Source organism: Bauldia sp. (assembly GCF_020442045.1).
Lineage (GTDB): Bacteria > Pseudomonadota > Alphaproteobacteria > Rhizobiales > Kaistiaceae > Bauldia.
The window spans coordinates 1-10,212 of the sequence record NZ_JAGRLA010000060.1 but is presented as its reverse complement, the minus strand read 5'-3'; the positions used below and the strand labels follow the sequence as shown (position 1 = coordinate 10,212).

The window sequence follows — 10,212 nt, the reverse complement described above, 5'->3', positions numbered from 1 at the left end:
GCCGATGGCCGCTTCGCGATCGACGGCCACGAATACCAGCTCGAGCGGAACGAGGGCGGTCGCACCCATCTCCATGGCGGCAAGAACGGCTTCGGCTCGATTCCCTGGCGGCTCGTCGATCACGACGACGCGAGCGCGACGCTCGCCCTGACCAGCGCCGACGGCGACGAGGGGTATCCGGGCCGCGTCGAGGTGACCTGCCGCTATGTGATCGAGGCGCCGGCGACCTTCCGCTTCGAGGTCGCCGCGACCACCGACGCGCCGACCCTGGTCAACCTCGCCCAGCACAGTTATTTCAATCTCGACGCGTCGGACGATATCCTCGACCACGAGGTCCAGGTCTTCGCCGACGCCTATACGCCGGTCAATGATGCCCTGGTGCCGACCGGCGAGATCCGCTCCGTCGACGGCACCGACTACGACCTCCGCGGGATGGGGCCGATCCGCCGGATGGCCGATGGCAAGCGGTTCCGGTATGACGTCAACATGGTGGTCGCCATGGAGCGCGCGGCCGAGCCGCGTCCGGTCGCCCGCCTCCGCTCGCCGAAAAGCGGCGTGACGCTCGCGGTGCACTCGACCGAGCCCGGCGTCCAGTTCTACGACGGCAACATGATGAAGACGATCCCGGTTCCGGGGCTCGACGGCCAGCGCTACGCCCTTTCGGGAGGCTGCTGCTTCGAGCCGCAGCTGTTTCCCGACGCCCCGAACCATCCGAATTTCCAGACTTCGGTGCTGCGGCCGGGCGAAACCTACAGACAGGTCACCTGGTACGGCTTTTCGCGGGGCTGAACGTCGCGCTTTGCGGCTTCCCCGCGCCGGGGGCTTCGTGCGAGGATCGCGCCGATTCTCCGGGCGGATCGAATGGATCGACCGACATGCGTATTTCTCCGAAGGCCGCGATCGCCGGCTGCTTGATGCTCTGTTCCGCGATCGCGGCGGCCGGCACGGCCTTCGCCGACTGGCGAGACGACGTCCAGGTGCTGCGGGTCGGCGTGCTCGCCGGCGAGGAGTCGGCCTATCGTGTAACGACGCTGGAGCCCTTCCGCATCTTTCTCCAGGACCGGACCGGCATCCCGGTCGAGATCGTTCCGGCCGCGAGTTATGAGGACCTGATCGAGGCCCAGGCCAGCGGCCGGGTCGATTATGCGATCTACAGCGCGACGAGCTACGCGACCGCGGTCGCCGAATGCCAGTGCGTCACGGCGATCGCCGCGCCGATCGCCGCCGACGGGGCACTGGGCTTCCACTCCATCCTGCTGTCCGCCTCCGGCAGCGGCATCGCCTCGCTCGCCGACGCGCGCGGCAAGCGGATCGCCCTGACCGGCGCCGGATCGGTCGCCGGCCGGCTGATCCCCGAGCAGGCCTTCGCCAAGGAAGGCATCGTGCCGGACGACTATTTCGCCGAGGTGAAGACCGTCCCGGACCCGGAAGCGGCGATAAGCGCCCTTCTCGCGGGCGAGGTCGAAGTCGCCGTCGCCTGGTCGGGCCTGACCGGGGACGCGACGGCCGGCTATGATTTCGGCGTGCTGGCGCAGATGGTCGGCGACGGCGCCTTGTCCATCCACCGGGTGCGGATCATCTGGCAGTCGCGGCTGATACCCTTCGGGCCGCACGCGGTGCGGACGGACCTGCCGGACGAGCTGCGTTCGCTGCTTGCCCATTCGCTTGCCGCGATGGCCCGGTCGGATCCGGCGGCGCTCGATGCCGTCGATCGCCAGGGCTTCGGCGGCGGTGGCTTTGCGACGCCGGACCCGAGCCTCTACACCGTGGTGATGGAACTGGTCGAGCCCGAGCCGGTCAGCCAGTGATCGCGGCCCGGCACCGGAGGGGCGCGGGCCGATCCTGATCGGGTCAGGAGGCGGGACGCTTGACCTCGGCGCTCAGCCGCGGGCGCATGTAATACTGGTCGTTGAGGTCGAAGCTCCCGGTCATCACGTAGCCGAAGGTCGGCTTGTAGTCGTAATGCACCTCGGTCGTGACCAGGAAGGTGTCGTTCTCGATCAGGTTGGCCGGCAGCGCGATCGGCGAGCCCTTGGCAAGCGGGCTGTCGTTGAGGGCGTCGCTCCAGGCCACCGTCGCCTTTCCGTTGGCGTCGATCCTCACGCCCGAAACCTTGATCGCCAGCTTGCCGTCGTCATAGGGCTGCATGATCGTCTTGGCGGCTTTGAAGATATTGCCCATGTCGCTGTCGGTCACCTTCTTCGACTGGGTGACCAGATCGGTCAGCGCGCTGGTCACGCCGGTGACCTTGCGCTTGATGGTCAGCGCGTCGCCGAGCTCGACGGCGCCGAAATAGAGCAGCAGCATGATCGGCAGGATCAGGGCGAATTCCACCGCCGAGACGCCCGACTGGTCGGCGCCGAAGCGTTTTGCCAATCGCTCCGGCATCAGACGGATCATCGCGGGGCGAAAGCGGGCCTTCATCGGCGTCACCATGGGAAGGGCTCGTTGCGGAACGCGGTCGCCGCCGACAGGAGGTGCTTCCCGTCCGGCATGTTGGCCAGGTTGTGGCCGAGCATGTTGACGTAGACCGGCCATTCGTAGAATGCGCGAACCACGACGATGTCGCCGCCATGGCCGGCGTCGTAGGCGAAGTTCTTCTCCAGGTTTCCGTCGCTATCCAGCGGCGCGGCCAGGTCGATCGCCCCGAATGTCTTGTAGGTGGCGACGTCGATATGCAGGCCGTTGTCGCAGTCGAGCAGGGAATAGGTCATCGAACAGACTTCCTTCTTGAAGTCGTCCGCATTGAACCCGTCCTGCTGGGCCTGGCCTGTCCGGATCAGCCGCGAGGCGGTGTCGACCGCGGTCTCCAACGCCTGCCCGGCAAAGAAGACGAGCGCGATTTCGATCGTCGCCATCATCAGCGCGATGAAGGGAAGCGCGATCAGCCCGAATTCGACGGCGGTCGCGCCGTCCTCGTCGCGGCGGAAGCGCTTGAAGCTCCAGCGGCTGCCGGCAGGCGCATCCTTTGCAGCAAGCCTGGCCATTCTCTTCCCGAAATCCTGATGCCGGCGCGGCACGGATACCGGCGGCGTCAGGCAGGATTATCAGCCAGGAATTGAGGAACAGTTGCGCGGCATGCTGAAAAACCGAGGGTTCGCCGCAAGCCTCCGGTAACCACGTCGGTATCGCCGGCGAGACGCCCGCCCGCGCCGGCCGGGCGTTTGTCCTACTGTCCCGCCGCGGCGGCGGAAATGGCGGTATGGGCCTGGATCTGTTCCGTTGTCGTCGCAAAGGCGTCGTGGCGATCGCCGATCGTCATCGTCGGCGAGCAGTCGGGCGTGCAGCTCAGCGTCTCGCGATTGGCCCGCTTGAAGACCGTGACGATACCGTCATTGGTTCCGGTGACGGTCAGCACCGCGTCGGCGATCGCGGCGCCGGAGGCGTCGAGGACGATCAGATTCGTGGTGCCGAATGCGCGTCCGGTGATGATCAGGGTCCGGTTGTCCTGGATTGTCGCATCCGCGATGGCCGGATTGCCGATGATGACGATGTCGGCGGGTTGCGAGATGCGCATGACCTTGGCCCGGTCGATAACGACCGAGATCGGCGCATTTTCGTCGGCCGCGGCCGCCTGGGTTCCGAGCACGAGCACCGCGACGAGGGCGAGGATGCCATGGAAGACGGCACGGCTTCGATGATGCGGGGACGTAAATCGCTGGCGCGGCATGGGGCCTCCGGGGTGCCTCGGTCCGCGGAATCCTTGGCGAATAATGGTTAACGAAGGCTTAGGCGGCCGGCACCCGGCGATGGACCTGCCGCCGGCCCGGCGCTCGCCGCCCTCTCGGCGGCGGCCAGCCGACCTTCGGACACGCGTCCTTGGCGTTTGGTAAAGCACCGGTTACCTCGTTTGGTAAACAATGGAATAAATTAAAATGAAAAAATTAGAAAAACCTCGGATTACGGCCAAATAGAATGCTTCATGTTTGTTTTACCATTAACAAATGTTTATTCAGTCATCGAATAACTGGTGCTTGGATTAACTTAACTGCAGTAAATTCTCCTTAAGTTCATCCTCGGTTGCGGCCGAGAACAAAACCAGCGGCCGATCCGAACCAGGAAGATCAAACACACACGTGGAGTGAGGAGCTACTGTCATGAAGAATCTCGTTGCCCGCTTTGCCAAGGACGAGTCCGGCGCCACCGCCATCGAGTATGGCCTGATCGCCTCCCTGATCGGCGTTGCCATCATCCTCGGTGCCGGCGCCCTCGGCGGCAAGCTGAACACCGCCTTCACCGATCTTTCGAAGACCATGAAGGGCAAGTGATCGCCACTTCGTAAGGCGACTTCGCGGGATCGACCACCCGCACTCCGCGGGGCGCGTCGCTGCAGATGGCGGCGGCGCGCCCGGCGATCCGAAGAATACTGGTGTCCCGCCCGGCGTTCAGCGCCCTTTAACCAGTGGCGGCTACCAAAGGGGCAAGGGGCCGAACCGACTGAGTGACCATGCTCCAGACGGCCTTGCAATATTCGCTCTTCATCCTGTTCCCGATCGGCATGGCCTATTCGGCTGCCGCCGACCTGCTGACCATGACGATCTCCAACCGGATTTCGCTGGCGCTGGTTGCCTGCTTCCTGCTGCTGGCGCCGCTGACCGGGATGGACCTGCAGACATTCGGCATGCATTGGGCGGCCGGCGGCGTCGTCCTCGCCGCGAGCTTCGCCTGCTTCGCCTTCGGCTGGATCGGCGGCGGCGACGCCAAGCTGTCGGCGGCCATCGCGCTGTGGCTCGGCTGGGGCAATACCCTTGAATTCGCCACCCTGGCAGCCGTCTTCGGCGGGCTGCTGACGCTGGCGGTCCTTTCATTTCGTAGCGCCGTGCTGCCGGCTTTCGCCGTTCGCCAGCCGTGGGTCCGGCGGCTGCATGACGAGAAGGCGGGCGTGCCCTACGGGGTGGCGCTCGCCGCTGCCGCCCTGGCGGTCTACCCGCATACCGTCTGGGTGCGGATGGTCGCCGGCTAGGGCGCCGCCCATGGCGGGGGTCCTGCCCGTCCCGGCCTGCCGCCGCGCCGCCGGCTTCGGCATCGGCGCTTGTCGTCGGCCGGTGCGGCCGCTTTCCGGCGTCCGTCGCCGACGGCCCGTTTACGTCTCGTTAGGCACGATTTCTCACCTTCGGTTAACCATAACTACACGATTGCGGTGGGAAGCTTGCCTGCGAGGTTGGAGTCCATTTTCAGCCTTTGTGAGGTAGTGCGTCATGAACTTCGCCCGCGTAGCAATTCTCGGTGTGGCCGTTGGAGCCGGTGTCGTCGCCGCGCTGCTTGCGCTCAACATGACGGGGCCGGAGAGCGAGCCCGTGGCTACCGACGAAAGGGCACCGATCGACACCGTCGAGGTGCTCGTCGTCACCACGGATATTCCGATGGGCTCGACCGTCTCGAGCGACGATGTCGCCTGGCAGGAATGGCCCGAAAGCGGGGCGTCGGATCGGTTCCTTCTGCGGTCCAGCGAGCCGGACGCGATCGACGAGGTGGTTGGCGCCATCGCGCGCTCGACCCTCTATGCGGGTGAACCCGTCAGCCAGGCCAAGCTGATTCGTTCGGACCGCGGCTTCATGTCGGCGATCCTGCCGGCCGGCAAGCGCGCCGTCGCGACCAAGATTTCCGCCGATACCAGTGCCGGCGGCTTCATCCTGCCGAATGACCGGGTCGACGTGATCATGACCCGCCAGGACGATCAGAATCCGGACGCGCCGGGCGGCTACCTCACCGAAACCGTCCTCAACGACGTCCGTGTCCTCGCCATCGACCAGACCATCGAGGATGTCGACGGCGAGAAGGTCGTGGTCGGCCAGACCGCGACGCTGGAACTGACGCCGCAGCAAGCGGAGATCCTGACCGTCGCCCAGCAGATGAGCGACCAGTTGACGCTCTCGCTGCGCAGCATCGCCGACACCGAGACCGGGCCGATCGGCGCCGACGCCTATCACCTGATCGGCGGTGTCAAGAAGAAGGGTGGCGTGACCGTCGTCAAGAACGGCGTCGCGCGGGAAGTGAGCGGCATCAGATGATGCGTGCGAATCTGGGGGTCTGAGAATGGTCGTTTCGGTCCAGCGCGGTCTGTTGGCGGCAATGTCGGTCTGCGTGGGGCTCGCCGCCTTCGCGGCCGCGATTCCCGCCCGCGCCGATTCCGTCGAGCCGGTTCCCGCTTCGGCGGCGATCAGCAAATCGCTCAAGCTCGGACTGAACAAGGCCCTGGTCGTCGACCTGCCGCGCGACGCGCGCGACGTGCTCATCTCCAACCCGGAGATCGCCGACGCCGTGATGCGCACGCCGCGGCGGATGTATCTCACCGGCGTCGCCGTCGGCCAGGCCAGCATCATCGTCTTCGACCGCGCCGGCCAGCAGATCGTCACCCTCGACCTCCAGGTCGAGCGTGACAACGCGACGCTCGAGAGGATGCTGCACCGGCTGATCCCGGGCTCCGACATCGCCACCGAGATCGTCAGCGACAACATCATCATGTCCGGCACGGTGCGGACCGCCGCGGACGCGCGCAAGGCCCAGGACATCGCCAATATCTTCGCCAATGGCGGCGCCAACGCCCAGCCGGGCAACGGCGGCGCCGGCAGCGGTGGCGCGGCCGACAGCGGCGGAGTGACGATTGCGCTCGGCGGATCGGGTGAGGTGCCGACCAGCAATGTCGTCAACCTGCTGACCATCGAGGGCGAGGATCAGGTCCATCTCAAGGTCACCGTCGCCGAGGTCCAGCGCAATATCCTCAAGCAGCTCGGCATCGACATCAACGGCGCGATCAGCATCGGCAGCTTCAAGGGGCTGATCAGCTCGGCGCTTCCCTTCGGCGCCACCAACACGTCGCCGAACAGCGTCGGCGTCGCCGGTTCCGGCAGCCCGAGTGCCGGCTGCGGCGCCCTTGGCAACAGCAGCTGCACCTTCAACAACGGCATCATGGGCGCCGTCCGCGCCCTCGACCAGACGGGCATGATCAAGACCCTGGCCGAGCCGACGCTGACCGCGATCTCCGGCGAATCGGCATCATTCCTGGCCGGCGGCGAGTTCCCGGTGCCGACCAGCCAGGACCAGGACGGCAACGTCATCGTCGAATACAAGCCGTTCGGCGTCGCCCTGAGCTTCACCCCCGTCGTCCTGTCGGAAGGCCGGATCAGTCTCCGGGTCAAGACCGAGGTCTCGGATCTCAACACCGAAGACCAGATCGTGCTGAACAACATAACCCTGCCTTCGATCACCGTTCGACGAAGCGAGACGACGCTCGAACTGCCGTCGGGCGGCTCGATGATCATGGCCGGGATGCTGAGGGACAACATCCGCCAGGCGGTCTCCGGCCTGCCGGCGCTCGGCAAGCTGCCCATCCTCGGCACCCTGTTTCGCAGCCGCGAGTTCAAGCGCAGCGAGACCGAGCTGGTGATCATCGTCACGCCCTATCTGGTGAGCCCGGTTTCGCGTACCCAGCTCGCCAAGCCGGATGACGGCTTCGCGCCGGCCGGCGACGGCGCCGCGACCTTCCTCGGTCGTCTCAACCGCGTCTATGGCGTCGAAGGCAAGCCGGCCCCGGCGGGCTCCTATCGCGGCACCTACGGATTCATCTTCGAATGAGCGCCCCGGCCAGAATGGAGCTCCGGACCATGACGACAGTCCAGTTCCCGTCCCCCGACGCCGGCGCCCGGCGCGCTCGCGCCCGGCGCTTCGCCGTCGCGGCGGGAATGTTCCTCGCATTGGCCGGCTGCAAGACGACCGAGGAGCCGATCATCGTCGGCTCGGTCCCCGACGACTACCGGACCAACCATCCGATCGCCATCAACGAATCGGTCGAGACGATGGACATCCCGGTCGGCATCAATTCCGCCCATTTGCCCAAGGGCGTGAAGGGCAACGTCAACGGCTTCGCCCAGAAATTCGTGGCGAGCGGCGCCGACCTGATCGCCATCGTCACTCCGTCCGGCTCGCCGAACCAGGATGCCGCCACCTACGCGAGCTACGAAATCCGCGACGTCCTGGTCGCTTCGGGTGTCCGGCCGGGATCGATCGACTTCCGGACCTATCGCGCCCAGTCGGGTGAGAATACCGCGCCGGTCCGCCTCGCCTATGCGGCGGTCACCGCCAAGGCGGCACCCTGCGGTCCCTGGCCCGACCAGTCGGCCCGCAACGGCGAGAACCGGCATTACTACAATTACGGCTGCGCCACCCAGGGCAATCTCGCGGCGATCGTCTCGAACCCCCTCGACCTTCTCTATCCGCGCGGCATGACGCCGGCGGATGCCTCACGCCGCGCGACCGTGCTCGAGAAGTATCGGGCCGGCGAGCCCTACACCAGCGACTATTCGGGCGAGGGCGCCGGAACGGTTGCCGAAGGAGTCGGGAACTGATGATTGATCCTGCCTTTGACGAGGACGAGGAAGGCATCGAGGAAACCGCGGAACCGATCGAGGCCGCCGCGCCCGCTTCCCGTCCCGAGGTCCGGCCCGTGCCGCGCATCTCTATCCAGGCGTTCTGCGAGTCGCCGGATCTTGCCGCGACGATCGAGGCGATAGCCGGCGATCGCCGGATGGCGCGCACCCACGTCAAGGTGCATACCGGCGGCCTCGCCGCCGCGATCGAGTTCTATCAGGACTCGGCGACGCCGAACCTGATCGTCGTCGAGACCTCGCTCGGGCGCGACCCCCTCAACGCCGAGCTCGATCGCCTGGCCGAGGTTTGCGATGCCGGCACCAAGGTGATCGTCGTCGGCCACGTCAACGACGTCGAGCTCTACCGCGATCTCATTCGCCGCGGCATCAGCGAATATATGATCGCGCCGGTCGAGCCGCTCGGGATGATTTCGGCGATCAGCGACCTTTACGCCGACCGGACGGCGAAGCCGCTCGGCCGCTCGATCGCCTTCATCGGCGGCAAGGGCGGGGTCGGCTCCTCGACCGTCTCCCACAATGTCGCCTGGTCGATCGCGCGCACGCTCGAAAGCGACGTCGTGGTCGCCGATCTCGACCTCGCCTTCGGGACCGCGGGCCTCGATTTCAACCAGGATCCGCCGCAGGGCATCGCCGAGGCGATCAACGCGCCGGAGCGCCTCGACGACGTCTTCCTCGACCGGCTGCTGGCGCGCTGCTCGGATCACCTCAGCCTTCTCGCCGCGCCGGCCATGCTCGACCGGACATACGACTTCGACGAGACGGCCTTCGCCCAGATCATCGACGTCGCCCAGGGAGGCGTGCCGGCGCTGCTCCTTGATCTGCCTCATGAGTGGACGGCCTGGGTGCGCGGCACCCTGCTTTCCGCCGACGAGGTGGTGCTGACCGTCGAGCCCGATCTCGGCAACCTGCGGAATGCCAAGAACATCGTCGACCTGCTCCGTCAGGCCCGCAAGAACGACGTGCCGCCGCGCCTGGTGATCAACAAGGTCGGGATGGCCAAGCGCCCCGAGATCTCGGTCGAGGACTTCGCGGAGGCACTGAAGCTCACGCCGGATGCCGTCATTCCCTGCGACCCGCAGCTGTTCGGCACCGCAGCGAATAACGGCCAGATGATCGCCGAGACCGACGCGAAAAGCCCGGTGGTCGAGGCCTTCGACGCGATCGCCCGGGTGATTACCGGCCGTTCCGAGTTGAAGCGCGCCAGGCGTGGCGGCTTGTCGCCGTTCCTTTCACGCCTGCGCGGCAAGAGTGCCTGACGGAGGGGCGATGTTCGGGAAACGCGGTTCGACGGGCAGCGGCACCAACCCGCCGGCGGCGACCCCGCCTCCGGCCGAGCAGCCGGTCAAGCCGGCCGCGGCCAGGCCCGAGCCGTCGCCGCCGCCCGCGGCGTCGCCTCCGGTCGCGCGCAAGCCCGCCGAACCGGCCGAGCCGCCGAAGAAGGAGGAGGCGAATGGCGCCAACGGCGTCAAGCGCTCCGAGGATTTCTACGACGTCAAGACGCAGATCTTCTCGGCTCTGATCGACACGATCGACCTGTCGCAGCTTTCGCGCCTCGACACGGAGTCGGCGCGCGAGGAAATCCGCGACATCGTCAACGACATCATCGCGTTGAAGAATATCGTGATGTCGATTGCCGAGCAGGAGGACCTGCTCGAGGACATCTGCAACGATGTCCTCGGCCTCGGGCCGCTCGAGCCGCTGCTGGCGCGCGACGAGATCGCCGATATCATGGTCAATGGCGCGACCGACTGCTTCATCGAAGTCGACGGCAAGGTCCAGAAGAGCAAGGTCCGTTTCCGCGACAATTCGCAGCTGATGAATATCT

Annotated in this window: 11 protein-coding genes and 1 pseudogene; 9 read left to right on the top strand and 3 right to left on the bottom strand. The window is 66.3% G+C overall.

The genetic code is table 11. From position 1 onward, the window contains the following. Both KDJ86_RS07160 and KDJ86_RS07155 read left to right on the top strand, forming a co-directional pair. On the top strand, positions 1-789 hold a 789-nt coding region (locus KDJ86_RS07160), incomplete at its 5' end, for an aldose epimerase family protein (RefSeq protein ID WP_291744385.1). 86 nt (positions 790-875) lie between these two features. Then, positions 876-1,808: a phosphate/phosphite/phosphonate ABC transporter substrate-binding protein gene (locus tag KDJ86_RS07155; RefSeq protein ID WP_291744383.1), complete on the top strand. Its 933-nt coding sequence runs from the start codon at positions 876-878 to the stop codon at positions 1,806-1,808. A gap of 43 nt (positions 1,809-1,851) precedes the next feature. Here KDJ86_RS07155 and KDJ86_RS07150 read toward each other — a convergent pair whose 3' ends face one another. The 3 genes from KDJ86_RS07150 to KDJ86_RS07140 form a co-directional block, all read right to left on the bottom strand. Continuing rightward, complete coding sequence (locus tag KDJ86_RS07150; protein WP_291744381.1) at positions 1,852-2,436, bottom strand: TadE/TadG family type IV pilus assembly protein; 585 nt, start codon at positions 2,434-2,436, stop codon at positions 1,852-1,854. After that, on the bottom strand, positions 2,430-2,987 hold the full coding sequence (locus KDJ86_RS07145; RefSeq protein ID WP_291744379.1) for a TadE/TadG family type IV pilus assembly protein: 558 nt from the start codon (positions 2,985-2,987) through the stop codon (positions 2,430-2,432). Before KDJ86_RS07145 ends, KDJ86_RS07150 begins: the two co-directional genes overlap by 7 nt. A gap of 182 nt (positions 2,988-3,169) precedes the next feature. Continuing rightward, the gene (locus KDJ86_RS07140) at positions 3,170-3,670 is read right to left on the bottom strand and encodes a pilus assembly protein N-terminal domain-containing protein (RefSeq protein WP_291744377.1); all 501 of its coding nucleotides are present in this window, start codon (positions 3,668-3,670) and stop codon (positions 3,170-3,172) included. Between the two features lie 427 nt (positions 3,671-4,097). On the opposite strand from KDJ86_RS07140, the gene KDJ86_RS07135 reads away from it, so the two are divergent. From KDJ86_RS07135 to KDJ86_RS07105, 7 genes and pseudogenes are all read left to right on the top strand, one after another. Next, a complete protein-coding gene (locus KDJ86_RS07135) occupies positions 4,098-4,268 on the top strand; it encodes a Flp family type IVb pilin (protein WP_291744374.1) in 171 nt (56 codons plus the stop codon). A gap of 179 nt (positions 4,269-4,447) precedes the next feature. Further along, positions 4,448-4,963, top strand: coding sequence for an A24 family peptidase (locus tag KDJ86_RS07130; protein WP_291744387.1), 516 nt, complete (start codon positions 4,448-4,450; stop codon positions 4,961-4,963). Between the two features lie 235 nt (positions 4,964-5,198). After that, positions 5,199-6,011: a Flp pilus assembly protein CpaB gene (cpaB, locus tag KDJ86_RS07125; RefSeq protein WP_291744372.1), complete on the top strand. Its 813-nt coding sequence runs from the start codon at positions 5,199-5,201 to the stop codon at positions 6,009-6,011. 25 nt (positions 6,012-6,036) lie between these two features. Beyond that, positions 6,037-7,575, top strand: coding sequence for a type II and III secretion system protein family protein (locus KDJ86_RS07120; protein WP_291744370.1), 1,539 nt, complete (start codon positions 6,037-6,039; stop codon positions 7,573-7,575). A gap of 29 nt (positions 7,576-7,604) precedes the next feature. Then, positions 7,605-8,345, top strand: coding sequence for a CpaD family pilus assembly protein (locus KDJ86_RS07115; protein WP_291744368.1), 741 nt, complete (start codon positions 7,605-7,607; stop codon positions 8,343-8,345). Next, positions 8,345-9,643 (top strand): CpaE/TadZ family protein, encoded by a 1,299-nt coding sequence (locus tag KDJ86_RS07110; RefSeq protein WP_291744366.1) that lies wholly within the window; start codon positions 8,345-8,347, stop codon positions 9,641-9,643. Before KDJ86_RS07115 ends, KDJ86_RS07110 begins: the two co-directional genes overlap by 1 nt. 10 nt (positions 9,644-9,653) lie before the next feature. Beyond that, positions 9,654-10,212, top strand: a pseudogene (locus KDJ86_RS07105) (CpaF family protein); the annotation flags it as partial.

Bases quoted from the DNA above. Each gene is read 5' to 3' on its own strand.
- KDJ86_RS07155 (WP_291744383.1), top strand. From the start codon at position 876: ATGCGTATTTCTCCGAAGGCCGCGATCGCCGGCTGCTTGATGCTCTGT.
- KDJ86_RS07150 (WP_291744381.1), bottom strand. From the start codon at position 2,436: ATGGTGACGCCGATGAAGGCCCGCTTTCGCCCCGCGATGATCCGTCTG.
- KDJ86_RS07145 (WP_291744379.1), bottom strand. From the start codon at position 2,987: ATGGCCAGGCTTGCTGCAAAGGATGCGCCTGCCGGCAGCCGCTGGAGC.
- KDJ86_RS07140 (WP_291744377.1), bottom strand. From the start codon at position 3,670: ATGCCGCGCCAGCGATTTACGTCCCCGCATCATCGAAGCCGTGCCGTC.
- KDJ86_RS07135 (WP_291744374.1), top strand. From the start codon at position 4,098: ATGAAGAATCTCGTTGCCCGCTTTGCCAAGGACGAGTCCGGCGCCACC.
- KDJ86_RS07130 (WP_291744387.1), top strand. From the start codon at position 4,448: ATGCTCCAGACGGCCTTGCAATATTCGCTCTTCATCCTGTTCCCGATC.
- cpaB (WP_291744372.1), top strand. From the start codon at position 5,199: ATGAACTTCGCCCGCGTAGCAATTCTCGGTGTGGCCGTTGGAGCCGGT.
- KDJ86_RS07120 (WP_291744370.1), top strand. From the start codon at position 6,037: ATGGTCGTTTCGGTCCAGCGCGGTCTGTTGGCGGCAATGTCGGTCTGC.
- KDJ86_RS07115 (WP_291744368.1), top strand. From the start codon at position 7,605: ATGACGACAGTCCAGTTCCCGTCCCCCGACGCCGGCGCCCGGCGCGCT.
- KDJ86_RS07110 (WP_291744366.1), top strand. From the start codon at position 8,345: ATGATTGATCCTGCCTTTGACGAGGACGAGGAAGGCATCGAGGAAACC.